This is a genomic window from Nostoc sphaeroides, from assembly GCF_003443655.1.
Lineage (GTDB): Bacteria > Cyanobacteriota > Cyanobacteriia > Cyanobacteriales > Nostocaceae > Nostoc > Nostoc sphaeroides.
The window spans coordinates 2256966-2275719 of the sequence record NZ_CP031941.1 but is presented as its reverse complement, the minus strand read 5'-3'; the positions used below and the strand labels follow the sequence as shown (position 1 = coordinate 2275719).

17 protein-coding genes and 1 pseudogene are annotated in these 18754 nt (G+C 41.6%); 9 read left to right on the top strand and 9 right to left on the bottom strand.

Translation table 11 applies throughout. The annotated features are described in order from the left end of the window. Nucleotides 1–77 precede the first annotated feature (77 nt). The 5 genes from D1367_RS10220 to D1367_RS10205 all read left to right on the top strand — a co-directional run bounded on the left by D1367_RS10220 (nucleotide 78) and on the right by D1367_RS10205 (nucleotide 3951). Nucleotides 78–983 carry a YihY/virulence factor BrkB family protein gene (locus tag D1367_RS10220; protein WP_118166368.1) on the top strand — a complete coding sequence of 302 codons (906 nt, stop codon included), beginning with the start codon at nucleotides 78–80 and terminating at the stop codon, nucleotides 981–983. Nucleotides 984–1074: 91 nt separating this feature from the next. Then, a complete protein-coding gene (locus D1367_RS10215) occupies nucleotides 1075–1581 on the top strand; it encodes a DUF4112 domain-containing protein (RefSeq protein WP_118166367.1) in 507 nt (168 codons plus the stop codon). A 19-nt stretch (nucleotides 1582–1600) separates the two neighbouring features. Next, on the top strand, nucleotides 1601–2533 hold the full coding sequence (locus D1367_RS10210; protein ID WP_118166366.1) for an alpha/beta fold hydrolase: 933 nt from the start codon (nucleotides 1601–1603) through the stop codon (nucleotides 2531–2533). Between the two features lie 498 nt (nucleotides 2534–3031). Beyond that, a complete protein-coding gene (locus D1367_RS30070; RefSeq protein ID WP_147337348.1) occupies nucleotides 3032–3304 on the top strand; it encodes a hypothetical protein in 273 nt (90 codons plus the stop codon). Further along, nucleotides 3286–3951, top strand: a complete 666-nt coding sequence (locus D1367_RS10205) for a class I SAM-dependent methyltransferase (protein ID WP_118166365.1) — start codon at nucleotides 3286–3288, stop codon at nucleotides 3949–3951. The genes D1367_RS30070 and D1367_RS10205 overlap by 19 nt, the downstream gene beginning before the upstream one ends. A gap of 241 nt (nucleotides 3952–4192) precedes the next feature. Here the strand turns inward: D1367_RS10205 and D1367_RS10200 are convergent, their stop codons facing one another. The 6 genes from D1367_RS10200 to D1367_RS10175 all read right to left on the bottom strand — a co-directional run bounded on the left by D1367_RS10200 (nucleotide 4193) and on the right by D1367_RS10175 (nucleotide 11544). Next, complete coding sequence (locus D1367_RS10200) at nucleotides 4193–5884, bottom strand: fasciclin domain-containing protein (RefSeq protein ID WP_118166364.1); 1692 nt, start codon at nucleotides 5882–5884, stop codon at nucleotides 4193–4195. Nucleotides 5885–7176: 1292 nt separating this feature from the next. Then, nucleotides 7177–8385, bottom strand: coding sequence for a NupC/NupG family nucleoside CNT transporter (locus D1367_RS10195; protein WP_118166363.1), 1209 nt, complete (start codon nucleotides 8383–8385; stop codon nucleotides 7177–7179). A gap of 177 nt (nucleotides 8386–8562) precedes the next feature. Further along, on the bottom strand, nucleotides 8563–8910 hold the full coding sequence (locus tag D1367_RS10190) for a type II toxin-antitoxin system RelE/ParE family toxin (protein WP_118166362.1): 348 nt from the start codon (nucleotides 8908–8910) through the stop codon (nucleotides 8563–8565). Further along, nucleotides 8907–9161 (bottom strand): hypothetical protein, encoded by a 255-nt coding sequence (locus D1367_RS10185; RefSeq protein WP_094348969.1) that lies wholly within the window; start codon nucleotides 9159–9161, stop codon nucleotides 8907–8909. Before D1367_RS10185 ends, D1367_RS10190 begins: the two co-directional genes overlap by 4 nt. A gap of 178 nt (nucleotides 9162–9339) precedes the next feature. After that, complete coding sequence (locus D1367_RS10180) at nucleotides 9340–9954, bottom strand: hypothetical protein (RefSeq protein ID WP_118166361.1); 615 nt, start codon at nucleotides 9952–9954, stop codon at nucleotides 9340–9342. Nucleotides 9955–10098: 144 nt separating this feature from the next. Then, the gene (locus D1367_RS10175; RefSeq protein WP_118166360.1) at nucleotides 10099–11544 is read right to left on the bottom strand and encodes an amidohydrolase; all 1446 of its coding nucleotides are present in this window, start codon (nucleotides 11542–11544) and stop codon (nucleotides 10099–10101) included. Nucleotides 11545–11625: 81 nt separating this feature from the next. On the opposite strand from D1367_RS10175, the gene D1367_RS10170 reads away from it, so the two are divergent. Further along, entirely contained in the window at nucleotides 11626–12405 is a 780-nt protein-coding gene (locus D1367_RS10170) for a cysteine hydrolase family protein (RefSeq protein ID WP_118166359.1), read from the top strand. 398 nt (nucleotides 12406–12803) lie between these two features. Beyond that, a complete protein-coding gene (locus tag D1367_RS10165; RefSeq protein WP_118166358.1) occupies nucleotides 12804–13259 on the top strand; it encodes a cupin domain-containing protein in 456 nt (151 codons plus the stop codon). Between the two features lie 848 nt (nucleotides 13260–14107). Here the strand turns inward: D1367_RS10165 and D1367_RS10160 are convergent. Next, entirely contained in the window at nucleotides 14108–15763 is a 1656-nt protein-coding gene (locus D1367_RS10160; protein WP_118166357.1) for a B12-binding domain-containing radical SAM protein, read from the bottom strand. A gap of 101 nt (nucleotides 15764–15864) precedes the next feature. Between D1367_RS10160 and D1367_RS10155 the strand changes: the two are divergent. Further along, nucleotides 15865–16215 (top strand): annotated as a pseudogene (locus D1367_RS10155) (ATP-binding cassette domain-containing protein); the annotation flags it as partial. 297 nt (nucleotides 16216–16512) lie between these two features. Then, on the top strand, nucleotides 16513–17307 hold the full coding sequence (gene modA / locus D1367_RS10145) for a molybdate ABC transporter substrate-binding protein (RefSeq protein WP_118166355.1): 795 nt from the start codon (nucleotides 16513–16515) through the stop codon (nucleotides 17305–17307). 543 nt (nucleotides 17308–17850) lie between these two features. On the opposite strand, the gene D1367_RS10140 is transcribed toward modA, so the two are convergent. Next, nucleotides 17851–18408 carry a peroxiredoxin gene (locus D1367_RS10140; protein ID WP_118166354.1) on the bottom strand — a complete coding sequence of 186 codons (558 nt, stop codon included), beginning with the start codon at nucleotides 18406–18408 and terminating at the stop codon, nucleotides 17851–17853. 57 nt (nucleotides 18409–18465) lie between these two features. After that, a complete protein-coding gene (gene sipA, locus D1367_RS10135) occupies nucleotides 18466–18708 on the bottom strand; it encodes a regulatory protein SipA (RefSeq protein ID WP_118166353.1) in 243 nt (80 codons plus the stop codon). Nucleotides 18709–18754: the final 46 nt, after the last annotated feature.

Here is an 18754-nt window from a genome sequence, read left to right as displayed (position 1 = left end):
GGTAAAAAGATAAATGCGATCGCTACGCAAAATTTGGCAAAGTAGTTAATAAAGCTAACTAGTTTTAACTCTAAATTATGCCAAAGCCTCGTTTTTTCCGCTTCTTTCGCCACCTCAATTGGCGCACGCTCAAAAAAACTTTTGCTAGGACAATGGAAAGACGACTTTTTGGACTCGCTTCAGAAATCGCCTTCAATGCTATGTTATCGCTGTTTCCGGCAATTCTTGCGATCGTTACAGCCATTGGCTTATTGGCAGAATCTTTACAAGCTACCTTTAAACAATTGGCGACACAACTAAGTCAAGTCCTACCAGAACAAGCCCTGACTCTGATTCGTGATTTTGCCACTACAGAAATTACCAACTCCAAAAACACTGGTTTATTTTCTCTAAGCTTTGTATTAGCCATTTGGACTGCTTCTGGGGCAGTGAGTACCGCGATGACAGCCTTCGACCAAATCCATCAAATTCCTCCAGAAAAAATCCGCCCCTTTTGGAAAGCCAAGCTTGTCTCTTTAGGATTAACAGTCGGTACTATGTTGCTTTTAGTGTTGGCTTCTTTCTTAGTGTTTACCAGTGACCTACTGTTGGCAATGGTAGTGCGTGGAAATGGTTCTTTGATTTTCTTGTTCCATCTTTGGCAGCTTTTACGCTGGCCTTTAGCTTTAAGTATTGTTGCTGTCGCCTTTAGCTTTGTCTATCGCTATGGCCCAAGCCAGTGGAACTCAGGCACGCCAATGATGCCTGGAGCAATTTTAGCAGCTGTTTTCTGGGCAATATTGTCTGCTCTATTTCGGCTTTATGTGGCGAATTTTGGCAATTATAATAAAGTATATGGTGCTGTAGGGGCTGTGATAGTTTTAATGCTTTGGCTGTCGATGAGCGCTGCGGTTCTGTTAATCGGCGATCAGTTGAACGTAACTGTCGGCGAAGATATGCGCCAAAAGCACAGTCAGAATCTCGTAAAAAATATTAATGTGTAAATATCGTTATAAATCCCTAAGAAATTTTTGCAAAAGTTCAGTAGGGGAGTAAAATTTCTAACGATTCAAGACAAACTTAGCGATCGCCTTCATGCCTGATTCTCCTTTTCGATTTTCGATGATTGAACCTGATGCCAAAGCACCCACCTTGAAGCGTCTGCGTCAGTTAAGTCGGCTACTAGATAATGTTATTACCATTCCTGGTACACAGATTGGTTTTGGTCTAGATCCAATTATAGGACTTATACCTATTGGTGGTGATTTTTTGGGAATCATGTTTTCTAGCTACATCATCCTAGAAGCAGCGCGGCTGGGTGTATCTAGAGCCACTTTAGGCAAAATGGTTCTGAATGTGATCGTTGATGGCTTAGTAGGCGCTGTCCCAGTTTTGGGAGACTTTTTTGATTTTACCTGGAGAGCTAACACTAATAATATCAAGCTATTGGAAGATTACTTAAAGTTTCCTAGCCAGCAAAAGAGTGCAGACAAGTGGTTTATCTTTGGCGTTTTGGTAGGATTGTTGCTGATTGCCATTGTTTTAGTAGCATTACCAGTGATACTAGTTAGAATGCTGTGGAACGCCTTAACTGGCGGTTAAATTATTTATTGATAATGGAATGAAAGATTGGTGGCAAGCTACTTTTCCTAAAGGGCGGCAAAGTCTAATTATTACTGATGCTAAAGGGTATCCTGTACAAATTTCTTATGGCGAAAAAGGTAAAGGTAAACCGCTAATTTTATTACATGGCATGGGTAGTTGGAGCTATAATTGGCGTCATAGTATAGCACCATTATCTAAATATTTTCGGGTAATTTCTTTTGATGCCAAATGTTTTGGTTTTTCCGAAAAACCAATGTCTCGCAGAGAAGATAACGGTCATCAAGTTATTGAGTTTAAAAGAGTTATTGAGGCATTATCTGATGAACCCGCAGTGATTGTGGCTGAATCTCTGGGGGGATTGGTTGCCCTTGCGCTTGCTCAAGAAAATCCGCAGTTAGTCGGGCGGCTTGTAGTCGTAAACGTACCTATTTTTGCCGAACGTCTACCCCATTGGGCTATGTGGTTACTTGCCCAAACGCCCCTGGAAATAATACAAACAATTGATTCTTTACGTCTGGCATATTTGTTTGCACCTCTATTAAGAGAAATTATGGCAATAGAAAGACGTCGGGTATTATTTGATCCGTCAATTTTGACACAGGAAGATGTCTATTGGATAACTTATCCATTTATTGAACTACCTGGTACAGTTGCGAAAGTCGCCGAAGAGTTACAAATAGCAGCGCGAGAAATTGAAAATTGGCAAGAAAATAAGCCGAATATGCTCACCAAAATCCAAAATAACCTAAGTGAAATTAAGTGTCCCACACTAGTTTTGTGGGGCGATCAAGATAGTTGGTTTCCTGTTAGTCATGGTGAGAAATTGCATCAGCATATCCCCAATTCTAAATTAAAAATTTTGTCTAACTGCTATCATGATGCCTCAACTGGTGCTTCTGAAGTGTTGAATGCAGCGATTATTGAGTTTTTACGGAATACTGATCAATAATTCATAATTCATAATTCAATACAGTTCAGTTAAGGATTTGTGGTACTGATTTTAAACCTGTAGAGACGCGAAATTTCGCGTCTTTACCAAGGTTTTTGGGCTTAACTGAACGGTATTGATTCATAATTCATAATTACCGCTCCAGGATAAGCTAACGCTGCGTTCGCAAAGCGTTTCGCACAGAAGCACCGCTTTTCGGTCAAAATACCCAAGTGAATTCTGACGACTGATACCATTTCTTTGTGAGGTTGCGCCAAATTTTCTTTCTTCTTTGTGTCCTTTGCGTCCTTTGCGGTTCGTTCCTCATATAGTTTGGCGTATCTTCATACAGAATTGGTATGACGCCTCTCAATAGGGTTCGGTTAGGGTTTTTTGATCAAAATTCTAAATCACAAAGATGTGATAAATCGCCGTCTGTACAATAATTAATCCTTTGTCTTGACGGCGATTTATCGCGTCTTTTAGCTTAACCGAACCGTATTGTGAGTTCCCATTCAAATGAGGTACAAAATTATATCGCAAGGTGTATGGGCACGGCAGTGCCGTGCCCATACGAGTGTACGTCACGCTTGCCGGGAAACGCTATATGATGATATTAAAGCAGGAATGTCAGTCACAGTTAGAGATGGTAAAGGTGCTATTTTAGCAACCGGCATAACTGAAAATGGCAAGCGATCTACAGATGAATTTTCACAGGTAAAATGTGTTTTTAGCTTTCAAATAGATAGATTCTTTCAATTCTCTCACCTACTATGCCAAAACAATCTATAGGTCTTGATACCCAACTATATAATTACCTTTTATCGGTTTCGCTGCGGGAACCGGAGATTCTTTTGAAGTTGCGCCAAGAAACTGCTAGTCATCCCCGAAGTGGAATGCAGATTTCACCAGAACAAGGGCAGTTTATGAGACTTTTGGTGCAGCTTATTGGAGCCAAAAAAACCCTGGAAGTTGGAGTATTTACGGGTTATAGCTCACTTTCTGTAGCTTTAGCACTACCGGCTGATGGGAAGATAATCGCTGCTGATGTGAGTGAAGAATTTACTGCGATCGCCCGCCGATATTGGCAAGAAGCCGGGGTTGCCGATAAAATCGATCTACGATTAGCACCAGGCTTAGAAACTTTAGATCATCTGTTGGCAACTGGGCAAGCCGAGACATTTGATTTTGCTTTTATTGATGCTGATAAAGAAAATTATGATGGATATTATGAGCGATCGCTGCAATTGATGCGTCCAGGTGGATTGATTGCTATTGATAATGTTTTATGGTCAGGACAAGTTGCTAATCCGCAAAATCAAGATGAAAGCACCCAAGCTATCCGGGCGCTCAACGAGAAGTTACATCATGACGAACGGGTAACGCTCTCCCTTGTCCCCATCGCCGATGGGCTTACTTTAGCCATCAAGCGCCCTTAATACAGGGTTGTAAAGACGCAAAATTTTGCGTCTCTACAGGGTTTTGGTAACAAACTAATCAATCAGAACTTATGAGACAGACCACTAGTTAGAAAGACGCGATAAATCGCCGTCTCTACAGAAAATCTATTCGTCAATTATTTCTTGACAGACTACTAGTATTGTAGGTGTTTTCAATTTGTTTGAATAAACTAGGGTAGCACAGATGTGCTACCCTACTGCGTGTTCTAGTTGTATTTACTTAGAAGTTGTAGCCAAGTCCTAATTGTAGCCCGACATCAGTTTCATCCATAAAAGCAGCATTTACAGCGCCATTTAATGTAAATCGAGTACCGAGAGGAACGTCTACACCACCAGTTAGCAGTAATCCAAAATCAGTATCCAGATTAGCTTCTATGGCTACGCCAGCACCCACATAAGGAGAGATAGAGAAAGTTCGTTGACCCACCTCAGCAGTTGCGCGAGGAGTAAAATCCAAAGTCAAGGGAACCAAAAATATTGTATCATCCCCAAAGATCACCGATGGTCGGACTGAGATATTGCGTGTCAGGCCAATTTTGCTGAACACTGCAAAGTTGCTGTCGCCCAAAGCTGTATCGTCACCGCTCAAACCAATGTTACCACCACCCCCGATGTAGCTAGGGCCACCAAGAGTAGTTCTACCTGGCGTTACCTCAGGTGTTGCCCCATTTGTGGTTCCTGTTGGTGGTTGATTTAACTGACTGATGTTAACATCAGGCGGGACGAGGACTTCATTAATTGCATGGATAACACCATTGCTAGCTTTCACATCCGCCTGAATAACTCTGGCATTATTCACCGAGACTTGATTGTTAGCAGAATCGATTTTAATATTTACAGGGCTTTGTTCAGAGGTTCTCAGTTCTCCAGCCGAGAGTTGACTAGAAGTTACTGCACCAGGAACGACATGGTATGACAAAATCTTGATCAATGCATCTCTGTTTTCTGGTTGCTGTAACTGCTGTAAGGTAGCAGCAGGTAAAGCCGCAAATGCTTGATCGGTGGGAGCGAAGACTGTATAAGGGCCAGGCTGTTGAAGAATATCTGCTAAACCTGATGTCCTTAATAAAGAAGTCAGAGTTGTCAAAGAATTACTGGATGCAGCAAGAGAAACAATATCAGTACCGGTTTGAGTTCCACCGACAATATATTGAGTAGCGGGAAGATTGCTAGCAATTGGTTGCACCCTTCCCTGTTTAGCCAAAGCTTGATATAAGAGTGCCGCAGCTTCAGCACGAGTTAGGGGCTGTTGCGGATTGAGTTGTTTTACATCTGGATAATTAACAACAATATTAGATTGTGTTGCTATTGTCACACTATTAACAGCATAGTTCGGGATAGCTGAGGCATCGTTGTAGTAGGTGCTGAGGTCACTACTGGTTCCAGTGCTGCTAGCAGTTAAACCCAAACCATTGGTTACAGCAACGATCGCCTGTACCTTCTGTATTTGTTCATTTGGTCTAAACACGTTGCCAGGATAGCCTGCCAGAAATCCAGTTTCGTAGGCGTTCTGAATTGCAGAAGCTGCCCAATAGCCAGCAGGAACATCACTAAATCCACCTGCGCTTAATTGCCGAACTCGATTTTGGTTTGGGAAAGCTTTTTGAATGAGGGCGGCAAACTCTGCCCGAGTCACACCTTGATTCGGCCGAAAGCTGCCATCAGGAAAGCCACTAATTACGTTATTGTCAGCTAAGGCTTGAATGAAGGGACGCGCCCAATAATCTGAGGAAACATCAGACAAGTTTACTGTTGAAGTAGGCGATGGTGTTGCAGGTGATGGTGTTTCAGATGGAACAGTATTTTGAGATAAAGCTGGGGTAGAAATTACTATGGGAGTTATTGTAGCAGCTGTCATTCCCAGAACTACTAAAGTAACCCTTGCTGATGGCCAACGAAAGAAACTAAACATGGAAATATCCTCTACTATCTAAATGTTCACCACACATAGTACAAAATTTCTATTTGGTTTTTGAAAAACCGCATATAACACTAATAAACATAAACAACGATATTGTGGTATATGGTATGTTGCAAAAATAAAGATGCTTACATGCGAGTAGGCGATTTTATAAATGATAAAATCGCACCCAAGCACTAGAATAATTAGCTTTTAATAGCCGTCTCTTTATAATTGCAGAAGAGCGTTAATGCCGTCAAGCTAGATGCATCATGATCTTTCGCAACGTTTAAGAAATAAAATTTGTCTTGGCGATATCTTGTATTATTAATCTTTTTGCAAAATTATACAACTAACTAATGGCTGGATATCGAGGAAGAACTTTCAGTCTTTAGATAGTTGTCTGTGATGGGAAATTTTCAAATATTAGACTGAGAATTAGCGATCGCAATCAAAAATTTTGGGCATGATTGCGCCAAGATTTTTGGCTAGGAATTATTTTTTTGCAAAATACAATTTTAGAAAAATGAACCCACGGATAAATTAGGATTTTTGAAGTGTCTAATATGTAACATTTTTGCTGATAACTCCTCTCGATGTAGAGTAATAAATCCGGTTTTAACAAGTGGTAGGGGTTTAAGTCCCCTGCTTCTATCAAGCAGCGCGTGAAAGTGTCGGCGTCTAAATCCCCGTCACAAAACGTAATTGCGAATTGCGAAAAAGCGAATTGCGAATTGTTTTAATTCACCCTTAAACCCAGTATTTTCACATAAATGCAACGTATTATGGCGTTTTACAGCAGTTTTCATGTATTTGAACCACATCTTTGGTAGGGGCACAGCAATGCTCATTGGTGTCAACTTAAGCTAAAAGTTTAGCTGACTCGCCCGCCTCGAACTAAAGTTCAAGGCTCATAGCTAAAGTCTACTAAAGTAGACTAAAGATTTTTCAGATTATTTAGTCATCTTCAGATGACTTTAGCTATTATTCTTGGAACTTCAGTTCCTTGCGGGACATGGCTTTTACGTTAAGTTGACACGTATGAGCAATGCTGTGCCCCTACCGCATGGTCTATTTACCTGAAAATAGCTGTAAGCTACTGGAAGCATGATTATAAAAAGGTTTTAGTCATACCTTTGCACTAGCAAATCTGCAATTGAGGTTGGTAATTCAGTTGGTAGTACTGGTTTAGCAACGTATTTTGGAAACGCAGGTGTTAAGACTTACCTAGCGATCGCTTTCTCCAGCATAGGGGGTAAGGGCGATCGCAAAAATCGGAAAACATTCTTTCCCCCCTGCCTCCTTCAAATCAACATCCCAGCAATACAAGCGGTAATAAAACCCGCTAACAATCCGCCAATCATTGACCTTACACCCATACGAGCTAAATCATGCTGGCGATTAGGTGCTATTCCAGTAATGCCACCAATGGTAATTCCAATTGAACCGATATTTGCAAAATTACATAAGGCGTAAGTCGCAATAATTACTCCACGTTGAGAAATTTTACCACTTTCAATTAGTGCCTTCAAATCCAAAAAAGCAATAAACTCATTCAGAATTGTCTTTGTACCCAATAAAGCCCCCACTTGCCGACAATCAGCCCAAGGTACGCCCATCAGCCAAGCTACAGGAGCCATAACAAAAGACAAAATCCACTGTAATGATAGTTGCTGTAAACCGACAAATCCCCCCAACCATCCCAGCAGCGCATTCAGGGCAGCTAATAATCCTAAAAAGGCAATAATCATCACCCCAACATTAACTGCTAACTTCACACCATCAATTGCTCCGGTAGTAGCAGCATCAATTACATTTACATAATTGGTTTCTACATCTGCTTTTGCCTTCCCAACCGTCTCTGATACTTCTGTTTCTGGGTAAAGTAATTTTGATACCACCAACGATGTGGGAGCAGTCATAAAAAAAGCAGCAATCAGATGTTGTGCTGGTATCCCAAAGGAGAGATATGCCCCTAGTACTCCACCCGCAATTGTGGCAAAACCACCCGTCATCACAGCATGAAGTTCTGATTGCGTCATATTCGCTATATAAGGTTTAACCATCAGCGCCGACTCTGTTGGGCCCAAAAAGATGTTACCTGCACAGGATAAAGATTCAGAACCCGATGTTTTCATTGTCTTTATCATTACCCACGCGATCGCGTTTACAACTCGCTGTAAAATGCCGTAGTAATACAAAACGCTGATAAAGGCAGAGAAAAAGATAATTGTCGGCAGCACTTGGAAGGCAAAGAAATGATCTTTAAAATTTTCTCCAAAGACAAATTTTGCACCGACATCAGAAAATGCTAAAAATTGACTGACAATATCTCCCAGAGATTTAAACACAGTCAAACCCCAAGGAGTTTTAAGAATCACTAGCGCCAATGCAAACTCAAATCCCAAACCCCACGCCACTACGCGCCAACGCACCGCACGACGATTAACAGAGAAGACGTAGGATATACCGATAAAAACTAAAATTCCCAACGCAGAAATAGCGCGTTCCATGTTTACTCCAGGAAATGTATCGCAAAGGCAGGCCACAAAGCATACACAAAAATCCGTGTGTTTTTATGGATTTGTAGTCAATTCCTAGAGTTTTGATGTTGTAAAGAAGGATAATTGGTGGTAGATAATATTGAACACCCAGGATATAACCGAATGGCGATCGGGTGCGGTGATTTGTTAGGTGGCGTTGGGTTCATCAGGATCTTCACAAAGGATTTGCTGTGCAGCGTGTCGGATGTGCAGAATACGCACTGTAGATACTTCTTGCCCCTCCAAAATAGTGAAAAGGATGCGGTATGAGTTGCGTCCTTCACCATAAAGTAGTTGTCGAATCTCTTGGCTGAAATACTCGTTCTCTGGCGCTAAAGGACAGCGCTTCGGCATTTGAGACAAAGAATCAATCGCTTGCAGCAATTTTGCATACCATTGACTTGCCTTTGAAGGGGATGTGACTTGGGACAACCATAGGAAGGCACTGTCTGCTTCAAACTCCGCCACACTGGAAATTTCGATGCGATATTTCATGAATCAGCTGGCAGATTATACTTGCGACGCTGTTCTTGGGCAAACTCATGAAAAGATCGGAACCGTCCTGTCTCAAAATCATCTAATCCTTGTTGAATCCCCTTTATTGCCTCCTCTGATTCTTGTACTTCCCACTCTAGGACACTGGTAAGCAACTCAGACGCTACAAGACTAACATCTTGACCTTGCCGAGCAGCTTTGTCGCGTAATAATGCTTCTAATTCTGGGCTAAGGGTAATGACAATTGGCATAGAGCTACTTCCTTTGGCATTTAGCAGACCTCTTGCAAAAATCGTTGAATCACCCCACCCTAACCCTCCCCTTATAAAGGGGAGGGAACTAGATAGAGTTCTTTTTCCCCCCTTTCTAAGGGGGGATTAAGGGGGGTCTATTCGACTTATGCAAGAGGTCTAGCCTCTGTGCGATATTCTAGCAAACACGGCCGTTTTTGTTGATGGAAGAAGAATTTCTTTTTGGGCGAATACAAGTTTTAGGGAACTCGACAGAAGAACCATCTAACATTTTTTTGTAGAGGCAAAGTAAATTTTCTAGATGATCTCCGCTTAATTGGTTAAAGGGTTCAGGAAATTCTTCTATAGGTATGATACGTCTATTTTTTTCATTCAAACCTAGAGCGCGAAATCCAGTCTTAACACCTGCATGAAGATAGACTACCTGAAGTTCTCCACAACCCTGATAGTGAGCAATACGCATTGCCACATCATAATTGGCTAATTCACCAAAACCTTTAACTTTCTTTCTAACAGAGCGAACAAATTGATAAATACTATTAAAGTTGTCAAAATCAATAATACACTGAGTATCTAAATGTTCTAAAGCAATCTCAGCCGCTAGAGGTAAACACTTGGGAATACCATAACGGGATTGATGGTCTTCAATTTCTCCCTTTTCGTTTATACTAAGAAAAGCTCTTTCGACAGCATCTCTTAAATTGCCAGGTTGTTTATACCAAGAATATTCCTGCTCTACACGGCAATAAAAATGTTCACGATAGTGGTTGAATATGTTGGTGTAAGATGTCATAATCTAAAAATCCTTACTCAGTATAGAGTGTAATCTTGGAAATTACAGTCGTCAACGTTACTAAGTATATTTTTCCCATTATCTAATTGGATATTAAACACCAAAGCACGAATTTTTTGCCGCAGTTCTGTATTTTATTGTCTTTCACAACCCCATAACCGTGCGATAATGCGCTTCAATTTGCGCTACGGTTTCAGATTTACGCTTTGTCTCCCATTGACTGCGGTTAAATAATTCTTGTCGCAATTCATCAACGTTAATTGTTGTCACTTTGCCATCAGCAACAATTTGCTTACCATTTACCCAAGCACTATTAACAACATTCGTAGGACGACCTAAAACTAATAGTCCAATGGGATCTGTACGAGGTAATAATGATAAATTTGTGAGGTCATAAAGTACCAAATCGGCTTTTTTGCCCACAGTTAAGGAACCAAGTTTGTCTGCTATATTCAGTCCCTTTGCACCTCCCAATGATGCCATTTCTACAGCTTGTCTGGGTGTAATCCAGTGTTGATAATCTGAGTCTGTAATATTATGTAAAATAGAACCCATTTTGATTGCTTCTAGCAAATCTTGTGAGTCATTACTAGAAGCACCATCACAACCAAAAGTTACATTTACTCCAGCTTGGCGATATTTTAAAATGGGGGCGATGCCACTGCCTAAACGCAAATTACTTAAAGGATTATGAACAACTGTAGATTGAGTTTCGGCGAGGATGGCGATATCAGCATCATTTAACCAAACGCAATGAGCAAGTGAAGTTTTATTGCTCAAAAATCCGATTCTTTTCAAATGTTCCACAGCAGTACAACCGTACTTTTCTTGGGCGAGTTTTTGCTGTGCCCTGGTTTCGAGTAAATGGGAGTGACGACAAAGATTGTAGCGATCGCTTAACTCGATACATCCCTGAAATAAAGCATCAGTACACAATTGAATCCCCGTTGGTGCAACTAAAATATTTATCCCCTCATCCGGGCGATGAAACTGTCTTACCGCCTCTTCGATGATTTCCAATGTTGCGGCAGTTGTGCGAAAATACGGTTCATGAGTTTGGGCTGATTCCCCAGATGGGATACCTGCGCTGAGGGATTCATCTTGAATTAAGGGGGCGATAAAGGCGCGAATTCCCACTTCTCTGTAAGCGCGAGTGGCAATAGCGATCGTTTCTAATTCAAGTCCGGGAATTAACACCAGGTGATCTACTACACTTGTACCGCCGGAAAGTAGGGTTTCCACCGCAGTACCCAAAGCACTGAGATAAACCTGTTCAGGATCGAGAGGGGCAAAATCATACAGTTCCGCCAACCATAATTCTAAAGGAAAAGCTGACATGATTCCTCGCTGCCACATCTCTGATGAGTGGGTATGGGCGTTGAAAAAGCCAGGTAGCAGCAGCTTATTTTTGCCATCTATAACAGTGCCGATTGCTTGGAGATTGGGGGCGTAGGCGTAGCCCGCACTTCGGCTGCGCTCAGTGACCGTCGTAGACATCGCTGCTATCACACCATCTACAATCTGTACATCTACCGTTGCATAATCATCACTGGCGGCAATTAAAACATTCTGGATGGTGAAACTTACCATATTTAACCTTGATTAAGTAATCGTCTTTTCAACTAAGTTTCAAGTTACAAAATAGAAAATGGCGTTGGGTATTAGAATTTTATGAATTTACCATTACGGACATTGGGAGTTGTGCCAAATGCGTGGACAGTGAATGATGCGATCGCAGATATCACTCGTCCTCAAAAGACTCCACAACCCGTTATTTTATCAACAGAAACTAAAACCCTGCATCTAGACTTGGCAAAAGCTGCTATCCTCGTCATTGATATGCAAAACGACTTCTGTCACCCTGATGGCTGGTTAGCGCATATCGGCGTGGACGTAACTCCAGCGCGTCAACCTATTGAACCTTTGAACAATTTACTTCCAGAACTGCGTGAGGTTGGTGTTCCAGTCATTTGGATAAATTGGGGCAATCGTCCCGACTTGCTCAATATTAGTGCTAGTTCGCGTCACGTTTATAATCCCACAGGGGAAGGCGTGGGATTGGGCGATCCACTGCCAAGCAATGGTGCTAGAGTACTCATGGCAGGTAGTTGGGCCGCAGCAATAGTAGACGAACTAGAACAGATTCCCGAAGATATTCGTGTGGACAAATATCGCATGAGTGGATTTTGGGATACACCTTTAGATAGTATATTACGGAATTTGGGAAGAACAACATTATTTTTTGCTGGTGTTAATGCTGATCAATGTGTACTAACTACCTTATGTGATGCCAACTTCTTAGGATATGACTGCGTGTTAGTTAAAGATTGCACCGCTACCACTTCTCCTGAATATTGTTGGCTGGCGACATTGTACAATGTTAAACAATGCTTCGGTTTTGTCACTGACTCGCAAGAAATTTTAACAGCGCTGCATCATAGTGAGGAGTGAATCAATTTTGGATTTTGGACTTCGACTTCGCTCAGTCGAACGATTTTAGATTTTAGATTGATCCCATGCATTAATGCTCTTTATCAAGAAGGGAAAAGGTAAAAACCTCGCCCCTTGTGGGTGAAATAATCCGCATCATCGCAAATCAGGTCGAAACCCCACCCCTAGTGTCGGGCTTGATTTAATTGCGAATGCGCGAAAAAGCGAATTGCGAATTGGTTTCATTCACTCAATAATTTTAGATTTTTTCTCGCGTTTAAATTCGCTTGCTTTCAGACAATTTTGAATTTTGAATTATTCAATCCAAAATCCAAAATTTAAAATCTAAAATTCTGTGATTCAGGACTCGGATTTTAGGAATTTTCATACCCATCGATAACTTCAGAGGGGATAAACAAATGTACGCTACTCGTTGTGTAATTCCAGTTATCAAATCTAGCAAAGATTACCAAGTATATCGCATCAGTCCCGACGCCTCGAATCGATTAGCAATTATCTTCGATTCGACAAATGCTAATACTTCTTTGACTTGCTGCATAGAAATTTTTGATGTTGGTGGACAAACACCCCCAAATCGCCATCAGTGGGCGGTGGAAATGTTTTTCGTCCTCAAAGGGGAAGCGATCGCTATATGTGACGGCAAGAGTGCCATAATCAAAGCTGGAGATAGTTTATTAGTGCCTCCCACAGGGACTCATTTGATTAAAAATACTGGTTCTACTCGCTTGTACACATTGACTGTTATGGTTCCCAATGAAGACTTTTCGGAATTGATTCGCAGTGGAATTCCGTCGGAGTTGGATGCAGAAGATATGGCAGTACTGGGGAGATTCGATGCTTTGATGTCCTGTTAAAATAATTTGTAATACAGCAGTTTTTTTTGCATGAAGTACAAAGATACGGGTTTTGAGGCAGTAAACAAGAAGTAGAAACTCTTTATATCTGATGCATGAGTCCTGCATTTTGTACCTCACCTACTTGCAAACTGCTGTATCATTCATGTATACATAATAACGTAAAAGCCATGTCCCGCAAGGAACTTCAGTTCCTTGCTAATAGCGAAAGTCATCTAAAGATGACTAAATAATCCGAAAAATCTTTAGTCTACTTTAGTAGACTTTAGCTAAAAGCCAAAGAACTTTAGTTCGAGGCGGGCGAGTCAGCTGAAAGTTTTGCTACTTTTAGCTTAAGTTGACACGTATGGGCAAAGACTTGCCCCTACAGTATGGTTTATTTACTTGACACTCTGCGGTCTAAAGACACGCAGATTCTCTAAGACTTGGCTTAAAAGGGATAGTCAAATATCCCCCTACACGCTTAAAACAACTACCAGTACGAGAGGTATTGCAATTGCGCTTACTTATTATTTTGCTTTCCGAGTTCATCGCAAGGCCAGTTCGGTACGCTCCATGTTTTCCCATTACAAGTTTTACCCAGAGTCGCGACTTGTGCGGGTACGAGGTAAATCAGGGGTTGCTCCTTACAAAACACTTCAACACGTAGATGATTATTCCTACTTGCACTTTAATTCTATCATTTTTGACGGTGGTTAAAACCACTCGTGGCGCGTTTCCTCCACTGCCTGAAATTCAAGTGGCTTCCACGCGTCCCGCGATGTTTTTGTGAAAATAGCTGTAATTTGCACAATTAGTACAGGCAAGATTGCCCACCCTACAAGATTTTTATATTCACTTTTAGCTTATTAGCTACGAACTTTAGTCAGTACTTTTTGGGAATAAAACGAAGCTGATTCTTCGTTTTTGGCACAATCTTGGGCAAACTTAATCAAATGATGTCCCACAAGTCCAACGTGAATCAAGTTTTCAATATTACCTGCTTTCAGTGCTGGCTTGGCCATTTTCCAGAAAGTCTGACGATAGTTACTAAATATGCCTATCCGCAGCAAAATATTGCTTAAATAAGTTAAACCCTTACGAATATTAGCCGCAGAAGCGCGAGATGGGCTGTTAGGAACTTCGATGCGATTTGGATAGGTGTGTTCCATATTGTAGGCAAAGCGCTGATATAAAAATTCCGGTTCATAAGCAGTTGTAATGCAACGCCGCCACATCTCAATTACTTGCTCATAAGGCATCAAAAACTCAACATTTGATTCGCGGTTTTCATCATAGAGAAGTCGTGCTTCTGCTTCTAACCTCCGCCATAATGGAGTTCTAGGTAATGCATGAAGTAGGTTAATTGTCAACATGGGAATTTGTGATGCCCGAATAAATTCAATAATTCGGTCTGCTGTTTCTGGTGTATCTGTATCTAACCCGATGATGATTCCTGATACTACTTCCATGCCATAGCTATTTAAAACCTGAATTGCTTTTAAGATGGGCATACTCAAATTTTGGTCTTTGGAAATCGCATGGAGAGCATTTGGTTCTGGTGTTTCAATACCACAAAAGATTGTGCAGAAATAAGCTTCCCGCATCATTTCTAGCAGCTTTGGACTTTGAGCTAAGTTGAGCGTTGCTTCACAAGCAAACTGGATGGGGTAGCCATTGCGTTTTTGCCACTCAATCAGATGAGGAAGTAACTTCATGGCGGCGCGGCGATCGCCAACAAAGTTATCATCGACAAAATACACTGCCCCCAAATTGCCAGATTGTCGCATTGCGTCTAACTCTGCGACTACTTGCTCTGGTGTTTTCATCCGGGGACTATTGCCATAGAGTTCGGGAATATCACAAAACTCGCAGTGATAAGGGCAACCACTAGAAAACTGCACATTTGCCAAAAAATAATCATTGATATTCAGCAAATGATAAGCTGGGGTTGGAAACTCTGTTAGGGGTAAGCGTTCCTTAGTTTCAAAGCGAATTTGCGATTGGGGACGTTCCAGGTTTTGGTCGAGATATTCGATCATGCGATCGCTTGCATCTCCCAATTCACCCAAATGTAAAATATCAAACTCAGGATAATATTCTGGACACCCAGAAACCGAGGGGCCACCGACAACGGTAATTTTCCCGGCTCGATGGGCAAGTTCATTAATTTGATTAATCTGTGGTTTCTGGATGTGCATTCCACTCACAATTACCACATCAGCCCATTGATAATCAGCCTTAGTTGCTGATTTGACATTCTCATCAATAAACCGCACTTCCCATTGTTTAGGTAAATAGGCAGCCACAATTAAAATACCTTGGGGTGGCATAAAAGCCCGGACATTACCCATAAGTGGGTAGGCGTGATGAAAAGTGCCAAAGGAGCGGCTGTACTTAGGAAAGATACACAGAATGCGTCGATGGTGCGAAGGAACGTAGCGGGTTCCTTGAGTGCTAGGAGCGGTTTTTGAATCGGCCGCTACATTAATTTGGTTCTCTAAAGATTTTATATTCACAGTCATCGCAAATTTCACCCGGGAAAACTGAGCAGGTAATTTGACAGTTTATTGACATAATTAGTTGTAATTCTAACTAGCTTACCAAAGAAAGGCAGGAGCCAGAAAAAAATAATGACTTGGATGCTCAAGCTACAAAATATTTAAAACAACTGCAATTAGACCATAAAGTTAAAGTTGAAAATGGGCAACTTTCCACCACAGCACTTTCTCAAGGACAACGAAAACGGCTGGCTTTGCTGAGTGCGTACTTAGAAGATCGACCAATTTATCTATTTGATGAGTGGGCAGCAGATCAAGATCCAGTATTCAAAGAAATATTTTACACTCAGCTACTCCCAGAACTGCGATCGCGGGGCAAAACAGTGCTGGTAATTAGCCATGACGATCGCTATTTTCATTTAGCAAACCGAATTATCAAACTTGACTATGGACAAATAGAGTCCGACAAAACTTGAAGGAGGCAGGAGGCAGGAATTTATCCAATACTGCTCGGTTAAGGAATTTCTTGGTTGAGGCAAGCTGTTCAATAGCTGGGGGAGAAATGGAGGCTGGCGTTGAGTTTTTGCCTCAAGAGCCTCAAGAGCTTCCCCTGCCTCCCCTGCTTATCCGAGCAGTATTGGGAATTTATCTGTCGCTCTCAACCCTTGTTCTTTTTTGGGCATTTTACCGATAAAGTTGGTTAAATGTTGGTATTGCTGGTACGATTTTACTTAGCATCAATTTTCCGAAAAAACCTATATTGCGGCTTTTTTATGAAAAGAAGACAAATTCTTGGCTTTCTGGGTATAGCAATTGCAGGCTTGCTCCTGGCAATTGGTTTACCATTGGTTACTCCTTCTGCTGTAGTAGCACAATCAAGCACCAGCATAACTGTGTCCGCAGCTTCCAGCTTAAAAGATGCGCTACAAGATATTAAGATTCTATACCAACAAAGTAAATCAAATATCAACATTAGTTATAACTTTGGGGCTTCTGGTGCTTTGCAGCAACAGATTGAGCAAGGTGCCCCTGCGGATATCTTTATTTCTGCTGGCAAAAAGCAAGTGGATGCCTTAGAACAAAAAGGATTGTTGCTAGCAGGTAGCCGTACAAACCTAGCAAATAACACTCTAGTCTTGATTGTGGCTCAGGATGTTTTTGGGATCACGAGTTTCGCCAATTTAACAGATAGCAAGATTAAGAAAATTGCGATCGGTGAACCCAGGAGTGTACCCGCAGGGCAATATGGAGAGGAAGTCTTAAAAAATTTGAAACTTTACGATCAGCTTAAATCAAAATTTGTCTTTGGTAACAATGTACGTCAAGTTTTGGCAGCAGTAGAAAGTGGTAATGCCCAAGCGGGCATAGTTTATGCCACTGATGCCAAAACTTCCAACAAGGTAAAAGTCGTAGTCACTGCTGACGAAAAGCTTCACTCACCAATTGTCTATCCAGTGGCAGTAATTAAAGGCAGTAAAAATATTTCTGCTGCCAAACAATTTGTCCAGTTTTTATCTGGCAGTCAAGCTAAGACTGTACTCAGAAAATATGGGTTTATTGTGCGTTGAAGATGAATGCGGATAACAAGCTGACAATTCATATCATGTCCGCTTGATTGCTTATTAAACCCTAAGAACCCCAAAGAGCCAAAGCTACGCTTCGTCTCCCTTAAGAGGTTGAATGAACAAGTATTTCGCTGTGACTTTAGGCACTTTTAGATCCCCCCTAACCCCCCGATAAATTGGGGGAAGAATCAAAGTCCCCCAATTGATTGGGGGACTTTGAATGGCTTTTGCCCCCTTTTTTAAGGGTAGTTGGGGGGATCTAAAGCTTGTGGGGCAATGTTAGAAGACTTGTATGTACACCGTAGCATCCCATTTAACTCGTTCCAATACTCCGTATGGGAATGCATTTATTGAGTCTCTGGCTCCATGTCTGACTGGAGGCAGCAGCCCCTAATCAGCCATTCCCATGCAGAGCATGGGAACGAGAGAAATGGGAAATCGAGCTTTTTTGACTTGTGTATACACCGTAGCCTAAAAGGAGAGAGAAATAGAAGTGAGGTTTTCCAGATACCGTGAAAAGTCAGCCCTTGTATGGTTAATTAAGGTCTAAGAAGCTGTGGACTGTAACTTTTCTAATCGTGCTAGCACTTCTGAACTATGAATGTTTGGGTTGACTTTGACAAAAGTCTCGCGCAAGACGCCTTGAGGATCGATGATAAAACTGTGGCGCATAGATAAAAAGCCAAGCCACGAACCGTAAGCTTTACTCACTGAACCATCAGTATCCGCCAACAGGGGGAATTTTAGTCCCTCTGAATCACAAAATTCGGCGTGAGAATCAATATCATCAGCACTGACGCCAATAATCTGGGCATTTTTTGCAAGGTATTGGGGCAAGTCTTGCTGAAAACGGCGAGCCTCTATAGTACAACCAGAGGTAAAATCTTTGGGATAAAAGTAGAGGACTAGCCACTTACCGCGCAAGTCAGAGAGAGAAATTTTGCCATTACCTGTATTGGTTGGCAAAGTAAACTCTGGTGCGGGTTGATTAATTGCAGGAAGTTTACCACCAATAGCGTCAGCAGCAGGGGTAAAATTCAGCCAGCTGATCAGAGAAATACAGCTGGCAAATAATATGCTTAAAAAAGTGCGGCGGGAAATCATGGTGCAAACCAGAATTACAACTTTACACAAGTTTACAATTTCTGGTTGCTGCTAATCTCACTCTAAATGAGATTCGGGTGGGGTATCTGTGCTTTCGATGTATTGGCTATCTAAGAGAAAAGCTCCCCTAGTAAAGCGAATACCCCAATATCCACCAGGTCTGCGGTCAATAACTATACCCTCTTCGCCAAGGTGAATTACATCGGGCGGGCGCAGCATGGGCATAGGTTCAGCAGTTTTGACGTAGGGCGGTAGTGCCACAACCCGGACTTTACTACCAATTGCGAATTCTTTAGACATCTTAATCAAGCTACGAGTTTTGAATTAACTCATAACTCATAACTAG

Coding starts and splice junctions, on each gene's coding strand:
- modA (WP_118166355.1), top strand. CDS start 16,513: ATGAAAAGAAGACAAATTCTTGGCTTTCTGGGTATAGCAATTGCAGGC.
- D1367_RS10205 (WP_118166365.1), top strand. CDS start 3,286: ATGCCAAAACAATCTATAGGTCTTGATACCCAACTATATAATTACCTT.
- D1367_RS10190 (WP_118166362.1), bottom strand. CDS start 8,910: ATGAAATATCGCATCGAAATTTCCAGTGTGGCGGAGTTTGAAGCAGAC.
- sipA (WP_118166353.1), bottom strand. CDS start 18,708: ATGTCTAAAGAATTCGCAATTGGTAGTAAAGTCCGGGTTGTGGCACTA.
- D1367_RS10170 (WP_118166359.1), top strand. CDS start 11,626: ATGAATTTACCATTACGGACATTGGGAGTTGTGCCAAATGCGTGGACA.
- D1367_RS10165 (WP_118166358.1), top strand. CDS start 12,804: ATGTACGCTACTCGTTGTGTAATTCCAGTTATCAAATCTAGCAAAGAT.
- D1367_RS10215 (WP_118166367.1), top strand. CDS start 1,075: ATGCCTGATTCTCCTTTTCGATTTTCGATGATTGAACCTGATGCCAAA.
- D1367_RS10185 (WP_094348969.1), bottom strand. CDS start 9,161: ATGCCAATTGTCATTACCCTTAGCCCAGAATTAGAAGCATTATTACGC.
- D1367_RS10220 (WP_118166368.1), top strand. CDS start 78: ATGCCAAAGCCTCGTTTTTTCCGCTTCTTTCGCCACCTCAATTGGCGC.
- D1367_RS10140 (WP_118166354.1), bottom strand. CDS start 18,408: ATGATTTCCCGCCGCACTTTTTTAAGCATATTATTTGCCAGCTGTATT.
- D1367_RS10195 (WP_118166363.1), bottom strand. CDS start 8,385: ATGGAACGCGCTATTTCTGCGTTGGGAATTTTAGTTTTTATCGGTATA.
- D1367_RS10160 (WP_118166357.1), bottom strand. CDS start 15,763: ATGACTGTGAATATAAAATCTTTAGAGAACCAAATTAATGTAGCGGCC.
- D1367_RS10200 (WP_118166364.1), bottom strand. CDS start 5,884: ATGTTTAGTTTCTTTCGTTGGCCATCAGCAAGGGTTACTTTAGTAGTT.
- D1367_RS30070 (WP_147337348.1), top strand. CDS start 3,032: ATGAGGTACAAAATTATATCGCAAGGTGTATGGGCACGGCAGTGCCGT.
- D1367_RS10175 (WP_118166360.1), bottom strand. CDS start 11,544: ATGGTAAGTTTCACCATCCAGAATGTTTTAATTGCCGCCAGTGATGAT.
- D1367_RS10180 (WP_118166361.1), bottom strand. CDS start 9,954: ATGACATCTTACACCAACATATTCAACCACTATCGTGAACATTTTTAT.
- D1367_RS10210 (WP_118166366.1), top strand. CDS start 1,601: ATGAAAGATTGGTGGCAAGCTACTTTTCCTAAAGGGCGGCAAAGTCTA.